This window comes from Xanthobacter pollutisoli (genome assembly GCF_040044995.1).
Classification (GTDB): Bacteria; Pseudomonadota; Alphaproteobacteria; order Rhizobiales; family Xanthobacteraceae; genus Xanthobacter.
Genome location: NZ_JBDZDP010000012.1, coordinates 108,340 through 129,320, shown reverse-complemented (window position 1 = coordinate 129,320; position 20,981 = coordinate 108,340). Strand labels below are relative to the sequence as shown.

The window sequence follows — 20,981 nt, the reverse complement described above, 5'->3', positions numbered from 1 at the left end:
ACCTCCGCCACCATTGACCCCACTGCCGCTGCGCCAAACCAACGCTCCGCGGCAGTGGGGTCAATGCCCCAGACAGGGGTCAACATTCGGCGCCGATAGGGGGTCAGGTTTCCGTGCCGATTGACAGGTTGACCGGGGCGCGGGGCGCGAGTCTGGCCGTGGCGCGGCCGCGCGACCTCCGGCTATTGTGCGCGGGGCTCGTTGTTCTCGACGACCTGCTGGTAGGCAACGAGATCCAGAAACGCCTCAGCCTCGATGACCAAGCCGTCCTTCATCCGGAACATCCAGAGGAAGCGGTTGCGATATGGAGCGCCCGACGTTGTCGTCGCCGAACCGTCGAAGCGGATGAGAACCGTGTCCCCCACGGCATAGATGCTGCGCACCTCCGGTACGACCGGGGTGGCGAGGCGGCTTGTCAGGGGGCGCGAAGCCCGTTCGACAAAGTCGTCTTGGCTGCGGTAGGTGCCCGCCACCGGGCCAGAGCCGTGGATCGTCCAGACGACACCGGGGGCGAGAAGTCCGGCGAAGACGTAGGTTCCTCCGCGCCATTTCTCGAAAGCATCGTGGACGATGGCCTTGTTCCGTCTTTCGATGGCAGTGTCGTGGGTCTCCGCGCCCGGGTCAGACCCCGTGATCTCGGCATGCGCCGGCCCGATGGCGGCCAGGAATGCGGAGGCGATGAGCAGCCGGCGGCCAGCGCCTGCAAGGCGGGAGCGCAATGAAAAGAGGGTCATGGGATCGTTCCTTTCGTTGGCATGCAGAGGGCAATAAGTCTTTCAGATGCGGCGAGCCACAGAAGCTCCGCCGAAGATGAGCTGCTGAACCAAGGGGCGCTCTACGAAGCGCGCCGGGAATATCGGATCGGGTTCGCTGACCCGGTTCAGGCGATCGAGTTGTTCTGGCGACAGCGTCACGTCGAGCGCGCCCAGATTCTCCTCCGCCTGGGCGAGGGTGCGTGCCCCCATGATCGGCGATACGACCGCCGGGTTCGCGAGCGTCCATGCCAGCGCGATCTGGGACGGCGTCGATCCGATGTCCTCAGCAACAGAGCGGACCTCCTGCGCGATCGCAATCGAGCGTTCGGTGAGATGGCCTGAGGAGGCGATGACGCCCTTTCGGTTGGCAGACACCTCGGCATCACGGCAATCCTTGACGTCCGCCCTGGTGTATTTGCCGGCCAGCACGCCGCCACCCAGCGGCGACCACGCAAGCACGCCGAGCCCCATTGCTGCAGCCATCGGCATGAGCTCATGCTCGACGGTGCGCTCCACCAGGCTGTATTCGATCTGGAGCGCGACGAAGGGCGACCATCCGCGCAACTCGGCGAGCGTCTGCATTTCGGCGATCCGCCAGGCGGGCGTATTGCAGATGCCGACATAGAGGATCTTGCCGGACCGGACGAGGTCGTCGAGGGCCCGCATCACTTCATCCGGCCGGGTCGTCATGTCCCATGCGTGGAGGTAGAGAAGATCGATCCGATCGGTGGCGAGCTGCCTCAGGCTTTGCTCGATTGAGCGCACCATGTTGAGGCGGTGGTTGCCGCCCGAATTGGCATTGCCGGGTTCGCGCGCCATCGTGAACTTCGTCGCGACGACGAGCCGCTCCCGCCTGTCGCCGATGAACGCACCGAGGAAGCGTTCGGCCGCCCCGTTGGTGTAGTTCACTGAGGTGTCGATGAAGTTCCCGCCCTGATCGGTGTAAAGATCGAAGATGCGGCGCGCCTCGTTGCTGTCCGCGCCCCAGCCCCAGTCCGATCCGAACGTCATGGTGCCGAGGCTCAACGGCGAAACACGCAAGCCCGCGCGGCCCAGCAACCTGTACTCAGCGAGCGTCATGTGTCGGCTACCCTCAATTCACTGACCGAAAATTAGGGGCCACCAGAAGAACAGACAACTTGCCCAATCGTGACCACGCTGGTAATCTCGGATTACTAATGGCTATAGATCTCGCGGGAATCTCCGTCTTTCTGGCCGTCGCGGAGATGCGAAGCTTCCGTGCGGCTGCGGAGCATCTGGGTGTGACGCGGCCGGCGGTCAGCCAGGCCATCCGTCGGCTCGAAGATCGCCTTGGTGTCGCGCTGGTCCAGCGCACGACGCGAAGCGTCAGCCTGACCGAAGCCGGCGAGCAGCTTTTCCAGCGCGTGGCGCCGGCGATCGCTGAGGTCGGCTTTGCCCTAGACGCCGCAGCGGATCGGCACATGGCGCCGAGCGGTCTATTGCGGCTGGCGGTATCCTCGATCGCGGAGCGCTTCATTTCGGGACCGCTGCTCGCCGGCTTCGCGGACGCCTATCCGGCGGTTCAGCTCGACGTGACCGTCACGGATGAGGAATTCGACATCGTGGCGGAGGGCTATGATGCCGGTGTGCGGCTTGGCGAGGTGATCGACCAGGACATGATCGCCATCCCCGTGTCGGGCGAGCAGCGCCAGACCGTGGTTGCCGCACCTGCCTATATCGAGCGCTTCGGCAAACCCTCGCATCCGTCTGAGCTGGCGCAGCATCGCTGCATCGGCTGGCGTCCCGCACCGCAGACAGCGCCTTACCGCTGGGAGTTTGGCGAAGAAGGGCGCGAGTACGACGTCGCCGTCAATCCTGAGATCACCACCAATGACATGTGGCTGATGATCCGCACGGCCTGCGCCGGGGGAGGCATAACCTTCGGCATGGAGGAGACCTTCAGGCCCTATGTCCGATCCGGCCAGTTGGTGCCACTCCTCGAAGACTATTGCCCGCCCTTTGCCGGCTTCTTCCTGTATTTCCCCAATCGGCGGAATCTTGCCCCGAAGCTCCGGGCCCTGGTGGACCACGTGAAGCGGTGGCGATAGCGCCAAGGATCGACGGGGGCGAAACGATCGATGTCGCTTGCCGTCAAGAAGAGGTGGTCGAGCATTGCACGTTTCACAAATCATGTATCCGCCGCCGACCTGTTCTCGACGTTGACCGGCGATGATCGTCCGACAGCAGGCCGCCGAAATCATCCGGCTCGCCGACGCGGCCGAGCGTGGACTGGCCGGCCAGCATTGCCTCGAATTCCTCGCCCGTGCCGCCGCCGAGATCGGCCTTGCGCCCGACGGCTTCCGCCGCGGTCGCTGAAGCCTTGGCTCAATCCCGGCGCGACGGCGATGGCGGTGATGCCATCGCCCTGTCCTGTCCGCCCAGCGAACAACATGGGCGGCGATTGATGCCTTGAGCGACCACAGCGCAGCTGGATGACGGGCTAAGATACCGGGGGCGTTCAAACGCGCGTTGCGCACGCGGCGCTTTTACGCGACGCTCGGCGCCGAACCTCCGGCGACCACGAGAGCCCCCGCCCCGTCATGGCCGGATCCTGTTGCACCCCCTTTTTCCACGCGCCGAACGAGCCCGGTCAAGGTTTCGTGCCGCGTGGCCATTGACGCTGTCGGAGCTGTTGCATGGAGACGATCGGCCGGGACCTGAACGAAATGCAGCGCGTGCCGCTGGCAGCGGCGCATGTCGCAGCGATGCGCACCGAGGGCACCGTCACGCATTACAAGGCAGGCACGGTCATCGTGCAGCCGGGAGACACGGTTGACCGGTTCCACTATGTCGAGGATGGCGAGATCGAGGTTGTGAACCCGTTCACCGACGGGCGCCACGTCGCCGCGACCCTGGGGCCCACCCAATTCATGGGCGAGATCTCGTTTCTCAACGGCGGCGCCTGGTCGATGCCTATGCGGGCGGTCTGCGACACGAAGCTCCTGGAAGTGCCGAGAGAGGCGATGCTGCGGCTGATGTCGCAGATCCCGGAGATGTCGGACATCATCATCACGGTGCTGGCGGCGCGGCGGCGCCGGCAACTGGATGCGCGCGACGGGGCGCTCGTGCTGATCGGCGAGGATCTCGACCGCGAGGTGCGGCGTGTCGCCGAGTTCGCAAGCCGGAACCGGTTGCCCTACTCCTCCTATGCGGTCGGCACCCCGGAGGCCGAGCGCGTGGCCACAAGCTGCGCCGTCGCTCCGGATCGCCCGGCCGTCATCTTCGGCCGCGATCTCGTGGTGAACGACCCGACGCCGGAGAAGGTCGCGCGATTGCTGGGCGTCAATTACGACCTTGCCGAAAAGGAGGCCTTCGACGTGCTGATCGTCGGCGGCGGGCCGGCGGGCGTCGCTGCCGCGGTCTATGCCGGTGCGGAAGGCCTGACGGCCCTCGTGGTGGAGGACACGGCGATCGGCGGCCAGGCCGGGACATCCAGCCGGATCGAGAACTACATGGGCTTTCCCACCGGCATCTCCGGCGCGGATCTCGTCTGGCGCGGAGAAGTTCAGGCCATGAAGTTCGGCACCCGCTTCGTCATGCCGAGGCGCGTGGTGAAATTGCAGCGGCTGGAGGACGGACGATTCTGCGCGACCTTCGACAACGGTCGCAGCGTCGTCGCCGGCGCGGTCGTGGTCGCCACCGGCGTGCAGTATCGCCGGCTGCCGATCGATCGGCTCGCCGCATTCGAAAGTGCGGGCATCTATTATGCGGCGACCGAAAACGAGGCGCGCTATTGCCGGAATGCGGAGACGGTCGTCATCGGCGGAGGCAACTCCGCCGGGCAGGCGGCGATGTTTCTCAGCCGCGCGGCAAGCCACGTCCGGCTGCTGGTCCGCGGCTCCTCGCTCGCCGCGTCCATGTCGAGCTATCTCTCCAGCCGGCTGGAGGCCGACCCCGCGATCACCATCGAATACGGAGCCGAGGTGACCGAGTTGCACGGGGCCGAAAAGCTCGACGGCGTGACGATCCGCAACGCCGTTGATGGCACGAGCCGCCACCTCCCGGTCTGCGCATTGTTCATCATGGTCGGGGCCGCCCCTAATACGGGGTGGCTGTCGGGGCTTGTCCAGCTTGACGGGAAGGGCTTCGTGATGACCGGCGAGGCCGCCGGCGCAAGTTCGTCCTATGCCACGTCCCAGCCCGGGATCTTCGCCGTGGGCGATGTCCGCGCGGGCTCGGTGAAGCGCGTCGCCTCCTCGGTCGGAGAAGGCTCGGTGGTGATCTCCAAGGTCTGGGACCACCTGAGAGGCTAGCGCCACGGCGATCGCCTCCGGCCGCGCCCTGGGCAGCCGGAGGCCGGGAGCGCGTCCGGCTGGCATCCTGCCTCGCCGTCGGCTAAGCCCATGGGGCCGGCCGCTCTCGCCGCGGATGTGGGCGAAGCGCTCATTTGGGATCGGGACGCATGAAGAAGATCGGTTTCCTGTCGTTCGGGCATTGGTCGAAGTCGCTGCAGTCGCTCACGAACTCCGCGAGCGATGTGCTGCTCCAGTCCATTGACCTTGCTGTCGCGGCAGAGGAGCTCGGCGCGGACGGTGCGTATTTTCGCGTGCATCATTCGCGCAGCAGCTCGCCTCGCCCTTTCCCCTGCTGTCGGCAATCGGCGCCAAGACCAAGCGCATCGAGATCGGCACCGGCGTCATCGACATGCGCTACGAGAATCCGTTCTACATGGTCGAGGACGCGGGCGCGGCTGACATCATCAGCGGAGGCCGGCTGCAGCTCGAGATCAGCCGTGGATCCCCCGAACAGGTGATGGAGGGCTGGCGCTATTTCGGCTTTTCGCCCGGCGAAGGGCAGAGCGACGCGGACATGGGCCGCAAGCATGCCGAGGTCTTTCTCGAACTGCTGAAGGGCGAGGGCTTTGCCGCGCCCAACCCACGGCCGATGTTCCCCAATCCGCCAGGCCTGCTTCGGCTCGAGCCCCACTCGCCCGGCCTGCGCGATCGCATCTGGTGGGGTTCGGCCTCCAACGCCACTGCCGTATGGGCGGCGCAGATGGGCATGAATCTGCAGAGTTCGACGCTCAAGGTCGACGAGACGGGCGAGCCGCTTCACATCCAGCAGGCGAAGCAGATTCAGGCATTTCGGCAGGCGTGGCGCGAGGCGGGACATGCGCGCGATCCGCGCATCTCGGTGTCGCGCTCCATTTTTCCGCTGGTGAACGATCGCGATCGTGCATTCTTCGGACGAAGCGCCAGCAGCGATCAGATCGGCCTTATCGACAACTTCCGGGCCGTGTTCGGCCGCTCCTACGCCGCCGAGCCCGAGCAGCTGATCGAGGAGCTGCGGGAAGATCAGGCGATCGCCGAGGCGGACACGCTGCTGCTGGCGGTCCCCAACCAACTGGGCGTCGCCTACAACGCGCACCTCATGGAATCCCTCCTCACGCGGGTCGCGCCGGCCCTGGGCTGGCGCTGAACCCGGGTATCGATCGCCACCCGCGCCTCAGCTGCGGGCACCATGAGGAAGCCAGTGCACCGCGAATGGGGCCAGGATCGGAGAGGCCCGGACCTGCAGCGGCGCGGTCGACCGCTTTGAACTTCGCGCACCTCGCGAAAGGAAGTGCTCATGCAGATCGGATTCATCGGCCTTGGGGCCATGGGACGCGCCATGGCCCGCAATCTCGCTCTGGCCGGCCACGAGGTGCGGGCCTGGAACCGCTCCGGCGGCGCGGTCGAGGGCGTGTCCATGGTCGCGACGCCGGCAGAGGCCTTCGATGCGGACGCGGTCCTGACGATGCTCTCCGACGATGAGGCCATCCGCTCCGTGGTGCTCGCGCCCAACCTGCTGGGTGCTGCGCGTCCCGGCCTCGTGCATGTCGTCTCGTCCACCATCTCGGTGGCATTCGCCGAGGAACTGGTCCGCCACCATGCCGAGGCGGGGGTCGGCTACGTGTCGGCCCCGGTGCTGGGCCGGCCCGACGTCGCCGCGAAGGGCGAGCTCAACATCCTCGCCGGCGGCGATCCCGATGCCATCGCCCGCGCGCAGCCGCTGCTGGAGATCATCGGCGGGCGGATCTGGATGATCGGTCCCGAGGCGACAGCGGCGAACGCCGCCAAGATCGCCTGCAACATGATGATCACCATGGCGATCGAGGCCATGGCGGAGGCTGTGGTGCTGACCGAGGGAAACGGCGTGTCCAGGGACCGCTTCTTCGAGCTGATCCTCGGCACGCTCTTCGGCAGCCGCTCCTATCAGGTCTATTCGGCGAACATCGCCCAAGAGAATTACCAGCCCGGCTTCAAGGCCACCCTGGGCCTCAAGGACCTGCGCCTTGCGAAGGAAGCCGCCGGCGCGCTGGGACGCACGCTGCCCATGCTCGATGCCGTGCACGGGCGGATGCGCGAGACGGTGGATGCCGGCTGGGGCGATCTCGATTGGTCGGCCATGGCCCGCTTCACCATGGATCAGGGCTGAACGGCGGGGTCCGCGGATTTCGCGCCGGGCGCCCCCCCGGGCGGGATTGGCCCGTCGCGTGCGCCAGGGGCCGCCCCGGGGGTCAGGGCAATCGACACCCGGTTCGGCAGGCGCTGGGCAGCCGGAACAAGGACTGACAGGCCCCATTCAGACGGGCTCGACGCGCACCACCTCGCCCAGCTTGCCATAGAGCGGGCCGCCCAGCCGACCCAGGGGCCGCAACGCGGCGGTTTCGATCTTGCCATCCACCATCAATCCCTCGCGGACGTGAAACACGCGGATCTCGCCGACGATGAATTCGGCGCCGGCCCGGCCGAAGGGGACGATGCGTTCCAGGGTGCATTCGAGATTGACCGGAGAGGCCAGCACGCGCGGCACGGCGATGGTTTCGCTCGGCGCGCATGCCATGCCCAGCACATCCAGCTCGCTGATTTCGGCGCTGTAGTCGGCGGCCGACTGATGCACCTGTTGCAGCAGGGCATCGTCCACGATGTTGACGACGAATTCGCCTGTCTCGACGATATTGCGCGCAGTGTCCTTGCGCACCCCGTTCCGCAGCCCGCAGTTGAAGCCGATCATCGGCGGATCCGAGGAGACGAAGGTGAAGCAGCTGAATGGCGCGATATTCGAGATGCCGGCGCGCGACTGCGTCGAGATCCAGGCAATGGGGCGGGGAACGACGACGCCGGTCAGCAGTTTATAGGCGCTCGCATTGTCCAGATCGCCGGAATAGATCTTCACCATAGAACGCACCCAGACCGCATCACCAAAAGCCGAAGCCGCGCAGACGCATCCATTGGGCGATCAGCCGAAGCCGTCGGTCAGCTGCATCAGCCCGAGCTTGAGGTGGCGGCGCAGAATGCGCTCGGTCCGGTCCGGCGAGCGGGCGCGCAATGCGTCGACGATCTGCTGGTGATCCTTGAGGGCCTGATCCACCAGCTTCTTCTCGGTGCGCGTCACCCGATTGGGGTGCAGGAAATATTCGTTGAAGCTGGTGAGCATCTCGATCAGCCTCGGCGAGCCCGAGGCCTGCACGATGGTGAGATGGAACTGGTGGTTGATACGGACGCGTTCGGCGGCCGACGCCTTCTGGCCGCTCTTGACGAGATCCTCGAGGGATTGAAGCTGCGCGTCGCTGATGCGCTTCGCCGCAAGGCGCGCGGCGCACAGCTCCAGCGCTTCGCGGATGTGATGGATGTCCATCATGTCGCCCGCAAGGTCCACGACCTCGACCCCGGTCGTCTCGTGCTCGCGCACCAGAAGGTCGCCGATGAGGCGTGATATGGCCTCGCGCACGGGCGTGCGGCTCACGCCCAGCGCCTGGGCGATCTCCACCTCCCTGAGCCTTGCGCCGGCCGCGATCTCTCCGGAAATGATCGCCCTGCGCAGGTGACGATAGACCTGATCGGCGACGCGCTCGGAGCGCATGACCGCCGCCGGCTTCAGGGCCTTGCCGGGGGAGGCCACCTCCGTCACCTCGGCGGCCCGCATCGGCGCGGCGTCCTTGCGGCGCCCGGTGCTTGTCGTCTTCGCAGCGGCATTGCGCATGCCCGAACCCCCTTGCCAAAAGCCATCCCGACGGAGCGTCATATGGAACGCCCGTCGTCGTGCAATCTGCCCCGGCCCGCAAGTGTCGGCTGCGAGTGCCAGCTGCGAGTGCCGGCTGCGAGTGCCCGCTGCGAGTGCCCGGTGCTCCCCCGCCGGAGCGGGATGGAAGAGCCGGATTTGCCCTACGGGGGCGGAAGGTTCAAGCGCGCGTCCGCGACGCTGTACCGGCCGGAACAAGCAGCCCTCGAGGCATCGAAACCGACATACCGGGGTGATCGCTGCATTCAGCATGCAGCATGCAATCTTCGACAATAGGTGCGCCGCTCCGCGCCCGTCAAGGTCGCCCCCCGGGGCGCCGCCTCGCCAATGGAGGCCACCGCCCTCGCCTGCGCGTTGCTGATTAACCGAGCAGCACCTCATGCCGGGACAATGGGCAAATTGGCCCTGCCCGGCTCTGTCGCCCCGGCCTGAGACCGCCCCGCCGCCGCGCGGATGCCCGCCCCGCGCAGCATGCCGCCACATGGCACGTCGCTTGCTGACATCAATCCTGCATGCAGCATGCAGCACGCCGAGTGCAACATGCGGTGGCGCCAGGGGAGAGATCCGCAACTTATGGACTACACTTGGCACTTCCAGGTCGTTTGGGATTATCGGGCCGTGTTCGTGCGCGGCGCGATCATGACCGCGCAGATCACGTTTTGGGCGACGCTGATCGGGCTAACCCTCGGAATGGCGCTCGGCCTCATGCGCCGCAGCCAGCTCCGCCTCCTGCGCCTGCCCGCGGCAACCTTCATCGAGCTGTTCCGGTCGACGCCCGCGCTGGTGCAGCTGGTGTGGATCTACTACGCGCTGCCCATCCTCACCGGGCTGCAGATGAGCAATACGGTTTCGGTCTCCATCGGCCTCGGCCTGCACGCCGCAGCCTATTTTGCCGAGATCTTCCGGGCGGGCGTCAATTCCATCAGCAAGGGCCAGTGGGACGCGGCGCGCGCCATCGGCATGACCTATTCCCAGTCCATGCGCAGGATCATCCTGCCGCAAGCCGTGCGGCGGATGATCCCCCCGATCATCAATGAGTTCGCCTCCCTCATCAAGCTGACGACGCTTGGTTCGGCGCTGGCCGTCTACGAGTTGCTCCACGAGGCGAACAACCTCATCAACAGCACCTATCGTCCGCTGGAGATCTACACGGTGCTGGCCCTCGCCTTCGCCGTCCTCATCTATCCCATCATCTACGCCTCGCAGCGGCTCGAGCAGAGGTGGCAGATCCGTCAATGACCGCCTTGATCCGAGCCAGCAACGTGCAGAAGTCCTTCGGGCCGCTGCACGTCCTCAAGGGCATCGACCTTGAGATCGCGCGGGGGGAAGTCCTCGCCATAATCGGCCCGAGCGGCTCAGGCAAGAGCACGTTCCTGCGCTGCATGAACTTTCTGGAGGAGTACGACCACGGCGAGATCTGGCTGGGCGACGAACTTGTCGGCTATCGGCAGAAGCCCAACGGCACCCGCGTCAAGCAGAAACCGGAGCACATCGCGAAGATCCGCGCGCGGATGGGCATGGTGTTTCAGAACTTCAACCTGTTCCCGCACATGAGCGTGCTGGACAACGTCATCGAGGGCCCGACCATCGTCCAGCGCCGTCCCCGCGACGAGGCCGTCGCCCAGGCGAAGGTGCTGCTCGATCGCGTGGGCCTCTCGTCCAAGATCGACGTCTATCCCGAGACCCTTTCGGGCGGCCAGCAGCAGCGCGCCGCCATCGCCCGCGCGCTCGCCATGAACCCCGAGGTGATGCTGTTCGACGAGCCGACCTCGGCGCTCGATCCCGAACTGGTCGGCGAAGTGCTGGACGTGATGCGCGCGCTTGCCGCCGAGGGCATGACCATGGTCGTCGTGACCCACGAGATGGGCTTCGCGCGCGACGTCGCCGACCGCGTGATGATGATGGACAACGGCAATCGCATCGAGATCGACACGCCGCAGAAGATCTTCACCGCGCCCTCCCATCCCCGAACCGCCGAGTTCCTGCAACGCGTTCTGCGCTGACCAGCTGCACCTAGACAGTCGAGAAAGGACCTCCTTATGAAGAAGTATTTGCGCCACCCGCTCCTCGCCGCGAGCCTGATGGCCGCCTGCATCGTCGCCGCCAACGTGCAGACCGCCGCGGCACAGGTCATGGACCGCATCCTCAAGGATAAGTCCATCAAGATCGGCTACATCCCCTCCCCGCCCGGCACCATCAAGGACCCCGCCTCGGGCGAGGTGAAGGGCTATTACGTCGACGGCGTGCGCTACATCTTCAAGACCATCGGCGTCGAGCCGGTGTTCGTGGAGACCACCTGGGCGAACTTCGCCGCCGGCCTGCAGTCCGGTCAGTTCGACCTGTCCATGGCCGGCACATTCGCCACCATCCAGCGCGCCGCCGCGGTGGAGTTCACCAAGCCCATCCATTATCTCGGCTACAGCGCCATCGTGAAGAAGGGCGACGAGCGCTTCAAGGCCCTCTCGGACTTCAACAAGGACGGCCTGAAGATCGCGGTCGTGCAGGGCGGCGCGGCGCAGGAATACGTCAAGGAAAACTTCCCGAACGCCACCGTGGTGGCGCTGGGCACCGGCAATCTCACCGCGCCCTTCATGGAGGTGTCCGCCGGCCGCGCCGACGTCGGTATCGAGGACGCCTGGCAGGCCCGCCGCTATGCCTCCCAGCAGCCCGGCGTGACCGACCTGTTCCAAGACAACCCCTACAATCTGCTCCCCATCGCCTGGACCGTGAAGCGCGGCAACCAGGACCTGCTCAACTTCATGAACACGGCCATCGACTTCATGCTTTTGACCGGCCGCTGGGAGCGCATGGCCAATACCTACGGCATGACCGGGCGCTTCTACGACCGGCCCGGCCTCACGCCCTTCGGCACCGTCACGGAAGCTCCGGCGCCGGCGGCGAAGTAAGTGACGCGGGCCGGACCTGCGCACCCTCAGACCCGGCCCTTCCACCGCTCCCCGACGTGCGAAGACGCGCTTCGCACGTCTCACGGCTTGTCGTCCCGCAACTGGACAAATGTCATGATCGAAAACCCGGTGAAATGGCCGAATGGCGCCCGATGCGCAGTGGCCATTACTTTCGACATGGATACCGACTGCCTGCTGCATTATGCGCACCGGCACACCGCCGACACGCTGATCGGCACCGCCTCGCTGCTGCGCTACGATCTCGTGGGCGTGCCGCGCATCCTCAAGATCTACAAGCAGTACGGCCTGCGGCAGACCTTCTTCGTGCCGGGCTGGACGGCGGAGCACTATCCCGACACGGTGCGCCAGATGATCGACGGCGGCCATGAGGTGGGCGCCCATGGCTATCTGCACGAGCGGCTCGACACCCTGTCCGCCGAGATGGAAGACTATTGGTTCATGCGCAGCCTGGAGGCCCTGGAGAAGGTCACCGGCATGCGCCCCCGCGGCTTCCGCGCGCCGAGCTACCGCTTCTCGAAGAATACGCTGAACTACCTGACGCGCGAGGGGTTCGCCTACGATTCCTCCCTCATGGGGGACGACGTGCCCTATGTCGTCGAAAGCGACCGGGGCAGCCTGATCGAGCTGCCGACCCATTGGGCTCTCGACGACTGGCCGCAGTTCACCATCAACAGCGACCTCAACTACCACATCCAGGTCAATTCTCCCCAGCGGGCCATGGATGTCTTCATGGCGGAGTTCGAAGCCGCCTGGCAATACGGCGGCCTGTGGATCGCGGTTTGGCACCCCTTCGTCATGGGCCGCCTCTCCCGGGCGGTCTACATGGAGAAGATGATCCAATACATGCTGGACAAGGGCGGCGTCTGGTTCGCGACGCTCGAAGAGATCGCCGCGCACGTCAATGAAATGACCGCGAGCGGCCAGTACACGCCCGCAAGAGAGAAGATCCCCTATCACGAAGCCGTGGCCGATGCCTGGAGCAGAAAGTAGCGGCCCTCCGGAATCACCCGAAGAACAGCCCGGCCGCGCGCGTCGCGCGCAGGATCGGCCGGGAAGGCAATAGACGAAGGATGATTGTGATGCGCGTTGGGATTTGCGGCGGCGGACTGGGCGGCGTTTCGGCCGCCATCGGTTTGGCGTCCCTCGGCTTCGAGGTGGAGGTGTTCGAGAAGTCGCCCACGCTGCGCGCCACCGGCGCCGGTCTCAATCTCTGGCCCAATGCGGGGCGCGCCATCTACGGGCTCGGTCTGCGCGAACACTATGACGCCATCGCTGTGAAGCTCGACCGCTATGTCGGCTTCGGTGCCGACGGCGAGCAGCTGTTCAGCAAGGACACGAGCAACTGGCCGCAGACCTACGGCGCCCCCTCGGTCGGAGTCTATCGCCTCGCGCTCAGCACGATGCTTGCCGAAGCGTTCGGCAAGGACAGGATCAAGTACGGCCATGAGGTGCTCTCGATCGAGGACAAAGGCGACCGCGCTGTCTGCCATTTCACCAATGGCGAGAGCTACGAAGGCGACCTCATCATCGGCGCCGACGGGATCTATTCGGTCATTCGCGAGAAGCTCGTCGGCGGGGTCCAGTTCCGACCCAACGAGCACCACGCCTTTCGCTGGCGCGCGGTGGTCGATCTGAAGGACGTGGACGTCGATCCGGCGGCGCAGACCGGCTTCTACACCTCGGGCGGCTGGCTGTCCGTCATCCCCATCGGAAACGGCAAGGCCTATTGGTTCGGATCGGTCTCAGGCGCCAAGACCCTGGACGACTTCATCGCCTTCTTCAGCGGCTGGACGAAGACCCACATCCCGCGAACCCTGGGCATCACCCCGCGCGAGACCATCGTCGAGAGCCCTCTGTTCGACGTGGACGGCCTGCCTTTCAAATGGACCCACGGCCGCATCACCCTGCTCGGCGACGCCGCCCACCCCATGATGCCGGACATGGCACAGGGCGCGAGCCAGACGTTCATCGACGCCCTGGCGCTGCGCAATGCCTTCGCGCGCAGCAGCGATGTCGACGAGGCCCTGGCCGCCTATGAGGCCGAGCGCCGCCCGGCCGCCAACTACGTGGTGAAATGCTCGCAGAAAGGCAGCTTCCTCGGCCGCCACAACGTGAGCCCAGTGGCCATCCGCTACGAGGAGGAGATCGAGGCGCATGTCGCCTGAGCGCGCCGTCCCCGCGCCAAGGACCGCAGGCCGCACCTGCCGCCCGACCGCCGTGAGAGGCGCGGATCGCTTCCATCCTGCCCATGGCGACTGACATGCCCCGGCCCGAGCCCCACGTCATTCTCTTCCACAGCGCGGCGAGCGACCCGCGCTGGCCGGATGCGATCCGGCGTGCCTTGCCCGACTTCGAGGTGCGCACAAACCTGGAGGGCATCGCACCAGAGGATGTGGCCGCCGCCGTGGTCTGGAAGCATCCGCCCGGCATGCTCGCGCCGCTCGCGCGCCTGAAACTGATCCAGGTGATCGGCGCCGGTGTCGACCACGTCTTTACCGATCCCTTTCTGCCGAGGCATGTGCCCATCGCGCGCCTCGTCGACCCGGGGCTGACGGCCCGGATGAGCGAGTACGTGCTGCTGCACGCCCTCGCGCTGCACCGAAGGATGGACGAGACGGTGCGGGCGCAGGACGAACGGCGGTGGGAGTTCATCGCCCCTGCCCCGCCAGCGCGCACCTGCGTGGGCATCCTCGGCCTCGGGCATCTGGGCCTTGCGTGCGCGACAACACTCCGCGCCATGGGCTTCCGGGTGATCGGCTGGAGCAGGACACGCAAGGCGGACCTCCCCTTCGAGACCTATGCCGGCGCGGACGGGCTCGCCGCGTTCCGGAACGCGTGTGATGTGCTCGTGCTTCTGCTGCCGCTTACCGCGCAAACCCAGGGTCTCGTCGATTCACGCTTCTTCGACGACCTGCGCGCCGGCGCTGCGCTCATCAATGTGGGGCGCGGCGGTCTGATCGAGGATGATGCCCTTCTCGCCGCCCTCGACGACGGGCGGCTGCGCCATGCCGTGCTGGATGTGTTCCGACAGGAGCCGCTGCCGGCCGACCATCCGTTCTGGACCCATCGACGGATCACCGTCACCCCGCACAATTCGAGCGCGACGGACCCGGACACGGCGATCGAGCAGGTGGTCGAGAACGTCCGCCGCGCCGTCTCCGGCGAGCGCCCGCTGCACCTCGTCGACCCTTCGGCCGGCTACTGATGAGCGCGCGCTTCACGCCCGCCAGTCAGCCGGCGCCCACTTATCCGCGGCATGGGGCAGGCCGCTCGCTCAACGACAGCACATCCGGAGATCGACCATGACCGTGACCAAGCAGGATCTCGAAGCGTGGGTTGACGCCGACCGCGACGTTCTCATCCGCTTCGTGCAGGACTTCGTGCGCTGCCGCACTCCCAATCCGCCCGGCGACACGCTGGAAGCGGCGCAGTTCGTGCGCGACTTCCTCGACTCCAAGGGCCTGCCCTACGAAGTGGTCGCGCCCAATGCGATCATGCCCAACATCCTGTCCTCCTTTGAGGGCGGCGGCGAAGGGCGTCATCTGGCCCTCAACGGCCACATGGACGTCTTCCCGGTGGAGGACGAAAGCACCTGGAGCCAGGACCCGTGGGGCGGCGCGCTGGTGGACGGCAAGATCTACGGGCGCGGCTCGGCCGACATGAAGTGCGGCACCACCGCCTCCATCTTCACCTATGCCTACCTTCACCGCATTCGCGAGCAGCTCAAGGGGCGCCTCACGCTGGTGGTGGTTTCGGACGAGGAGACCTTCGGCCCGTGGGGCGCGCGCTATCTGGCCGAGCATCGCCCCGAGGTCTTCGGTGACTGCTGCCTCAACGGCGAGCCAAGCGGCGTCAGCACCGTGCGCTTCGGCGAGAAGGGGCCGCTCTGGCTGGAGTTCCTCATCCGCACCCCGGGCGCGCACGGCGCCTATACCCACATGAGCCCCAGTGCGACAGTCATCGCCAGCGCGCTCATTTCCGATCTCGGCAAGCTCACCGACACCGCCGTGCCGGACCTCGGCAACCTCGAATCCGCCATCACCTCCGCCGCTTCGGTGATCGATGGCGAATACGGCGCCGGGGCAGCGGGCATCGTCCGCAAGGTCACGGTCAATCCCGGGCTGGTCGCCGGGGGCGTCAAGGTCAACATGGTGGCGGCCGAATGCCGTGTGCAGGTGGACATCCGGGTGCCCAACGGCCTCACGGCGAAGGACATCCTCCCTCTGGTGGACGAGATCGTCGCGCGCCATGCAGGCGTGACCTACAAGGTCATCCTGTCCGAGGAGCCGGCTTGGACCTCGCCCGATACCGAGATGATCGATCACGTGCGGCAGAACGCGAAGCGGCTCTCGGGCGTCGATCCGGCGCCGATCATCAGCCTCGGCGCGACGGACGCACGGCTGTGGCGCTACAAGGGGCTTCCCGCCATCGTCTACGGCCCGGCGCCGCGCGGCATGGGCAGCGTCGACGAGCATGTGCCGGTGGAGGAGTTCATCCACGTCGTGAAGTGCCACCTCCTGTCGGCATTCGATTATCTCACCAAGTGAGGACCCTGCCGGCGCCCGCCTGTCACGGCAGGGCGCCGTCGTCTGCCGCCAGGCGCCGATAGCCGCCATCAAAATAGAGCAGCGGCTCGGCGCTGCGACGGCGCACGCCGATCACTTCGCCCACGAAGATGGTATGCGTGCCGGCATGATGGCGCTCGCGCAGCCGGCACTCCAGCACGGCCACCGCCTCGGCGAGGAGGGGGCAGCCGGTCTCGCCCCACGCGTGCGCGATGCCGTCGAACGGCTGCGCGAGCTGGCGGGCGAAGCGGCCCGCCAGCTCCTGCTGATGCGCGGCCAGAATGTTCACGGCGAAGGCGCCGCTGTCGGCGATCAGGCCGTGGGAGGTGGACTCGCGGTTCACCACGGCAAGGATCTGCGGCGGCGCCGTGCTGACGCTGCACACTGCCGTGGCCGTCATGCCGTTGAGCTGGTCGCCGCGGCGCGAGGTGATGACGGTGACGCTGGCAGCGAGCCCGCGCATGGCGGCCTTGAATTCGGCCGCATCCACAGGCGGAGTGGCCACGGAACGTGAGGGTTGCATCAGCGCACCCCCTCGGTCAGCAGGTCGCGCAGGTGGCCCCCTTCATACCCGCGCCGCAGATAGCCTCGCGCTTGCAGAAGCGGCACGACCTGGCCCACGAAATCCTCGAACGTGTCAGGCAGGAAGGCCGGCGAAACGACAAAACCATCCGCCGCGCCGCTGTCGATGATGGCGATGAGCTGGTCGGCCACATCGTCAGCCGTGCCCACCGCACGCGGGCACATGACACCGCGCGCATAGACGCCGCCGGCTTCGGCAATGGTCATGCCGCCGTCCGGCGTGATGCTGCGCAAGGCCGCAAGATTCCCCTGGCTGCCGGAGGCGGCGATCTCCTTGACCGTGGCATCCATCGGCAGGCTGGAGAAATCGGTGTTCGCGTGGGCCGCCAGCGTCGAGAGGCCGGCGACCGGATCGGCGAGGGAATCGTGCAGGGCCTGCTTCTCCTCCGCCTCGGCCCGGGTGGCGCCGATGAAGGGCATGATGGCCATGAGAACCTTGCTGGCGTCGGGCGGCCGCCCGGCGGCTTTCAGCGCCCCTACGACATCGGCCTTGAAGGCATGCATCCGCTCCATATTGGGCTGGAGCGCGAAGATCACGTCCGACCAGCGCGCCGCGAACGCCTTGCCGCGCCCGGAGGAACCCGCCTGCACGATCACCGGCCGCCCCTGCGGGCTGCGGGGGATGTTGAGCGGGCCGCGGGACTGGAACCAGGAGCCTTGATGGTTCACGTAATGCACCTTGGCGGGATCGGCATAGATGCCGGCCGCCCGGTCCAGAACAAGGGCGTCGGCGTCCCAGCTGTCCCAGAGGTTGAAGGCCAGTTCCATGAACTCGTCGGCCCGGTCGTAGCGCGCATCATGGGCGAGATGCGGCACGGAGCCGAAGTTCAGCGCCTCCCCGTCGTTCATGGAGGTGACCACATTCCACGCCGCCCGGCCGCCGGAGATGTGGTCGAGCGTCGCGAACTCGCGGGCGATGTTGTAGGGCGCGTCATAGGTGGTGGAGCGCGTGGCCCCGAGACCGATGTGGCGTGTCACCGCCGCCATGGCGCCGAGGATGGGCATGGGGTCCATGCGGGTCGCATCCTGGTCGCCCCGCGCAATGCCGGCGGCATGGCTGTCGCCATACCGGTCGGCGATGGCGAGGCGGTCGGCAAAGAAGAGGAAGTCGAAGCAGCCCTGCTCCAGGAGCCGGGCAATGCGCACGTAGTGGTCAAGACTGAGAAACGGCGTCTCATGGGCCGGATTGCGCCAGATGGCGTGACTGTGAACCACCGGGCCGGCGATCAGGAAGCCGCACAGATGCATGGGTTTTGGCATGGTTGATCCTCCCTGTCCCGATGGGGCACGGCTATCCGCTTCACGCGCCGGAGGTCCCGCGCGTGCTGATGAGCAACTTGATGTTCGGACCTGAAGGTCATCCCCCGGCGGAGCCGCGGGATGACGGGCTCACCGCAGGCGTCAGGTGATGACGCCGATGGTCACGTTCTTTCCGCCCTTGATCTCCTGGACCAAGAAGGACCGGTTGATCTGGTCGCCGCGGGCGTCGAAATCGCAGGTGGCGCCGGCACCAACGAACTTGATCTTCTTGCCGGCGCGGATGAGTTCGAGGCCCTTCACCACGTCGTCCACCTCCTCGCCGGGCGGATTGCAGACCTCGAACACCGACTTCGCCCACACCTTCGCCTCGGAGGATTTGGCATGCTCCATGGCAAGGGCCGTGGCGCAGATCTGGTCGTGGGCGTTGCCGGCGAACAGGAAGACCGTGCCCGGCGCAGCGCCCATCTCCTTCACGAACTTCTTGTAGGCCGGCGCGTCGAGCGGCGGGGCGGGCTGCAGATGGTAGATGCCGTTCGCCACCTCCGGCCCCACGGCCTGGAGGAACTTGCCCTCGGCATCGGCGCCGATGGAAAGCGCGACGATCTTGGATTTGAAGCCGCCGCGATAGGCTTCCTTGGCGATGGAAACGAAGTCCGTCAGCAGCGACAGGCAGAACACCGCGTCTGGCTCGCTGCCAAAGGCCTTCTCCACCTCCGAGCGGTAGGAGGGCTGGTCGGGATTGTACATGACCACATCCGTGACCTTGCTGCCGAGCTTGGCCAATTCCGCCTTGAACGGCTCGATCATGGCCACCACGAAGGGGTTCTGCTGGGCCAGCACGACGGCCGTCTTGGCGCCGATCTTCTCCATGACCTTGGCGCCCGCGGGCCCCCAGGAGGTGCTCTTGGCCTGGAAGCGGAAGACGAGGCCCTTGGTGTCGCCCTCGGTCACCGCATTGGCTGCGCACGACACCATCTGCACCTTGTCGGCGGCCAGGATAATGGGTTTGGCGGCGAGCGCGATCGGGCTGCCCCAGAAGCCGCCCACGAGCTCGACCTTGTTCACTTCGAGCAGCTTCTTCGTGCCGGTGACGCCGATCGTCGGGTTGGTCTCGGAATCCTCGATGAAGAGCTTCAGCGGACGACCGCCGAGCAGGCCGCCCGCGTCGTTCACCTTCTTGACCACCATTTCCGCGGCCTTCTTCATGTCCGGGCCGTATGGGCCGGTCGCGCCGGAGAAGGGCAGCACCATGCCGATGGGGATCTCCGCCGCCTGGGCGGCTGCCGTCCGCCCGAACGCGGCGGCGGCGGGTAGCGAGGCGAGGCCGGCGATCACGTGCCGGCGGGTGAGGGGCAGACTGCGCGTCACGGCTGTTCTCCTGCTGCTGTGTCGGATCGGGGATGAAGGTGGAGCAACGCCTCCGCGGCGCCGTCATCGATCTGCAACGCGTCGTTGAAGCGGTTGAAGAAGCCGGCAAGCGCGGAGCGCAGCGTCAGCTCGACGATCTGCGCTTCGGTGAAGTGACGGCGCAGGGCGTCGAACACCTGATCCCGGATGCCCCAGGCGCGCACCGTGACGAGGCGCGCGTAGTCGATCACCGCACGGTCGGCATCGTCGAAGGCAGGGTGGTCGCTCTCGGGCAGTACGGCGACCGCCTCGGTCGGCACGCCCTCCACCTCCAGCAGGGGTGTGTGGTGCGAGACGCAATAGGGGCAGGCGTTGAGCTTGGAGACGGTGACGACCGCCAGTTCGATATAGCGGAAGGGAACCCCTTCCCGCGCGCGCAACTCCATCAGCATCCGGTAGAGGTGATCGAGGGCGGGCGGCACGTGAGCGAGAACCGCGGCCTGGTCGCGGAAGTCGGAATAGCCGCCGGCGAATGCCGAGAAAGTCTCCGCCACGGCTGCGGGCAGGTCGGCCGACGACAGGGGGGAAACGCGGGGCATCAGACTTTCTCGCTTTCGGGCGGGAAGAAATCGGCGAAGCGGCGCTTGGGCTCGGCGACGAGGCCCTCCGGCCGCAGGATGAGCAGGAGGACGATGCCGATCCCGATCAGCCCGAGGCGGAGCGCGGAGAGCTGCGCGCCATCGATGCCGGGAACCAGATCCTTCAGGAAGCGCGTGGCCTCCAGGATCAGCATGATGGACCCGGCGCCCAGCACGAGGCCGAGGTTGGAGCCGCGCCCGCCGGCGATGACCGCCATGAAGGCATAGGCGGTGATGATGGGCGTGAACTGGCTCGGGTCGATATAGGTGAGGAAGAAGGCGTGCAACGCGCCCGCCATGCCCATGATCGCCCCGCCGATGGCAAAGGCACGCACCCGCAACGCCAGCACCGGCTTGCCCAGCGCCGCTGCGGCCGTCGCATCGTCGCGCACCGCACGCAGCGCGCGGCCGAAGGGCGAGCGGACCAGCGCCTCGCTGAAGGCGAAGACGATCAGCACGAGCCCCAGCGCGAAGATGAGGATTACCGCATCGCCCCATCCCGCCGGCGTCAGGCTGGCGAAGGGGCGTGGAATATTGGCGATGCCGAGCGCCCCGCCGGTCAGGTCGCCGAGATTGAGCAGCAGGATGCGGACCACCTCCGCGAACCCGATGGTGACGATGGCGAGGTAGTTTTCCTCCAGCCGTATGGTGAGCAGCGACAGCAGCATCGAGAGGCCGGCGCACAGGGCGGCCGCGAGCAGCAAGCCGGCCAACCAGCCCACATGAGGCGCGCTGATCGCAAGGGTATAGGCGCCCAGCGCGACGAACCCGGCAACCCCGAAATTGACCAGTCCCGCAAGGCCCCATTGCAGATTGAGGGCAAGGCCCACGAGCGCGGCGATGGACACGAAGATGATGACGGTGACGAGGTAGGAGATCATC

The 20,981-nt window shown here is 66.6% G+C and carries 20 protein-coding genes and 1 pseudogene; 12 read left to right on the top strand and 9 right to left on the bottom strand.

The genetic code is table 11. The features are described from left to right. Nucleotides 1-182 precede the first annotated feature (182 nt). Both ABLE93_RS19815 and ABLE93_RS19810 read right to left on the bottom strand, forming a co-directional pair. Nucleotides 183-734, bottom strand: coding sequence for a nuclear transport factor 2 family protein (locus ABLE93_RS19815; protein ID WP_348841565.1), 552 nt, complete (start codon nucleotides 732-734; stop codon nucleotides 183-185). Nucleotides 735-776: 42 nt separating this feature from the next. Beyond that, nucleotides 777-1,835 (bottom strand): aldo/keto reductase, encoded by a 1,059-nt coding sequence (locus tag ABLE93_RS19810; protein ID WP_348841564.1) that lies wholly within the window; start codon nucleotides 1,833-1,835, stop codon nucleotides 777-779. Nucleotides 1,836-1,933: 98 nt separating this feature from the next. Here ABLE93_RS19810 and ABLE93_RS19805 point away from each other — a divergent pair, with 98 nt between their 5' ends. From ABLE93_RS19805 to ABLE93_RS19785, 5 genes and pseudogenes are all read left to right on the top strand, one after another. Next, complete coding sequence (locus ABLE93_RS19805) at nucleotides 1,934-2,824, top strand: LysR family transcriptional regulator (protein WP_348841563.1); 891 nt, start codon at nucleotides 1,934-1,936, stop codon at nucleotides 2,822-2,824. 121 nt (nucleotides 2,825-2,945) lie between these two features. Beyond that, entirely contained in the window at nucleotides 2,946-3,092 is a 147-nt protein-coding gene (locus tag ABLE93_RS19800) for a hypothetical protein (protein ID WP_348841562.1), read from the top strand. 320 nt (nucleotides 3,093-3,412) lie between these two features. Further along, nucleotides 3,413-5,029, top strand: a complete 1,617-nt coding sequence (locus tag ABLE93_RS19795) for an FAD-dependent oxidoreductase (RefSeq protein ID WP_348841561.1) — start codon at nucleotides 3,413-3,415, stop codon at nucleotides 5,027-5,029. Nucleotides 5,030-5,178: 149 nt separating this feature from the next. Next, nucleotides 5,179-6,194: pseudogene (locus tag ABLE93_RS19790) on the top strand (LLM class flavin-dependent oxidoreductase). Between the two features lie 150 nt (nucleotides 6,195-6,344). Then, complete coding sequence (locus tag ABLE93_RS19785; RefSeq protein WP_348841560.1) at nucleotides 6,345-7,193, top strand: NAD(P)-dependent oxidoreductase; 849 nt, start codon at nucleotides 6,345-6,347, stop codon at nucleotides 7,191-7,193. A gap of 147 nt (nucleotides 7,194-7,340) precedes the next feature. Here ABLE93_RS19785 and ABLE93_RS19780 read toward each other — a convergent pair whose 3' ends face one another. Both ABLE93_RS19780 and ABLE93_RS19775 read right to left on the bottom strand, forming a co-directional pair. Continuing rightward, nucleotides 7,341-7,937, bottom strand: coding sequence for a flavin reductase family protein (locus ABLE93_RS19780; RefSeq protein WP_348841559.1), 597 nt, complete (start codon nucleotides 7,935-7,937; stop codon nucleotides 7,341-7,343). A 60-nt stretch (nucleotides 7,938-7,997) separates the two neighbouring features. Next, nucleotides 7,998-8,741: a GntR family transcriptional regulator gene (locus ABLE93_RS19775; protein WP_348841558.1), complete on the bottom strand. Its 744-nt coding sequence runs from the start codon at nucleotides 8,739-8,741 to the stop codon at nucleotides 7,998-8,000. Nucleotides 8,742-9,353: 612 nt separating this feature from the next. Between ABLE93_RS19775 and ABLE93_RS19770 the strand changes: the two genes are divergently transcribed. From ABLE93_RS19770 to ABLE93_RS19740, 7 genes are all read left to right on the top strand, one after another. Next, entirely contained in the window at nucleotides 9,354-10,019 is a 666-nt protein-coding gene (locus ABLE93_RS19770) for an amino acid ABC transporter permease (RefSeq protein WP_348841557.1), read from the top strand. Then, on the top strand, nucleotides 10,016-10,783 hold the full coding sequence (locus ABLE93_RS19765; RefSeq protein WP_348841556.1) for an amino acid ABC transporter ATP-binding protein: 768 nt from the start codon (nucleotides 10,016-10,018) through the stop codon (nucleotides 10,781-10,783). Before ABLE93_RS19770 ends, ABLE93_RS19765 begins: the two co-directional genes overlap by 4 nt. Before the next feature lie 36 nt (nucleotides 10,784-10,819). Then, a complete protein-coding gene (locus ABLE93_RS19760) occupies nucleotides 10,820-11,686 on the top strand; it encodes a substrate-binding periplasmic protein (protein ID WP_348841555.1) in 867 nt (288 codons plus the stop codon). 114 nt (nucleotides 11,687-11,800) lie between these two features. After that, on the top strand, nucleotides 11,801-12,697 hold the full coding sequence (locus ABLE93_RS19755; RefSeq protein ID WP_348841554.1) for a polysaccharide deacetylase family protein: 897 nt from the start codon (nucleotides 11,801-11,803) through the stop codon (nucleotides 12,695-12,697). Between the two features lie 89 nt (nucleotides 12,698-12,786). Then, entirely contained in the window at nucleotides 12,787-13,872 is a 1,086-nt protein-coding gene (locus tag ABLE93_RS19750) for an FAD-dependent monooxygenase (RefSeq protein WP_348841553.1), read from the top strand. A 95-nt stretch (nucleotides 13,873-13,967) separates the two neighbouring features. Then, nucleotides 13,968-14,912: a 2-hydroxyacid dehydrogenase gene (locus tag ABLE93_RS19745; protein WP_348841552.1), complete on the top strand. Its 945-nt coding sequence runs from the start codon at nucleotides 13,968-13,970 to the stop codon at nucleotides 14,910-14,912. 97 nt (nucleotides 14,913-15,009) lie between these two features. Continuing rightward, nucleotides 15,010-16,254: a M20/M25/M40 family metallo-hydrolase gene (locus tag ABLE93_RS19740; RefSeq protein ID WP_348841551.1), complete on the top strand. Its 1,245-nt coding sequence runs from the start codon at nucleotides 15,010-15,012 to the stop codon at nucleotides 16,252-16,254. 22 nt (nucleotides 16,255-16,276) lie between these two features. Here the strand turns inward: ABLE93_RS19740 and ABLE93_RS19735 are convergent, their stop codons facing one another. The 5 genes from ABLE93_RS19735 to ABLE93_RS19715 form a co-directional block, all read right to left on the bottom strand. Continuing rightward, nucleotides 16,277-16,795 (bottom strand): flavin reductase family protein, encoded by a 519-nt coding sequence (locus tag ABLE93_RS19735; protein WP_348841550.1) that lies wholly within the window; start codon nucleotides 16,793-16,795, stop codon nucleotides 16,277-16,279. After that, on the bottom strand, nucleotides 16,795-18,114 hold the full coding sequence (locus tag ABLE93_RS19730; RefSeq protein WP_348841549.1) for an LLM class flavin-dependent oxidoreductase: 1,320 nt from the start codon (nucleotides 18,112-18,114) through the stop codon (nucleotides 16,795-16,797). The genes ABLE93_RS19735 and ABLE93_RS19730 overlap by 1 nt, the downstream gene beginning before the upstream one ends. A gap of 141 nt (nucleotides 18,115-18,255) precedes the next feature. Beyond that, on the bottom strand, nucleotides 18,256-19,482 hold the full coding sequence (locus ABLE93_RS19725; RefSeq protein WP_348841548.1) for an ABC transporter substrate-binding protein: 1,227 nt from the start codon (nucleotides 19,480-19,482) through the stop codon (nucleotides 18,256-18,258). Further along, nucleotides 19,479-20,060, bottom strand: a complete 582-nt coding sequence (locus tag ABLE93_RS19720; RefSeq protein WP_348841547.1) for a carboxymuconolactone decarboxylase family protein — start codon at nucleotides 20,058-20,060, stop codon at nucleotides 19,479-19,481. The genes ABLE93_RS19725 and ABLE93_RS19720 overlap by 4 nt, the downstream gene beginning before the upstream one ends. Further along, on the bottom strand, nucleotides 20,060-20,980 hold the full coding sequence (locus ABLE93_RS19715) for a branched-chain amino acid ABC transporter permease (RefSeq protein WP_348841546.1): 921 nt from the start codon (nucleotides 20,978-20,980) through the stop codon (nucleotides 20,060-20,062). The genes ABLE93_RS19720 and ABLE93_RS19715 overlap by 1 nt, the downstream gene beginning before the upstream one ends. Nucleotide 20,981: the final 1 nt, after the last annotated feature.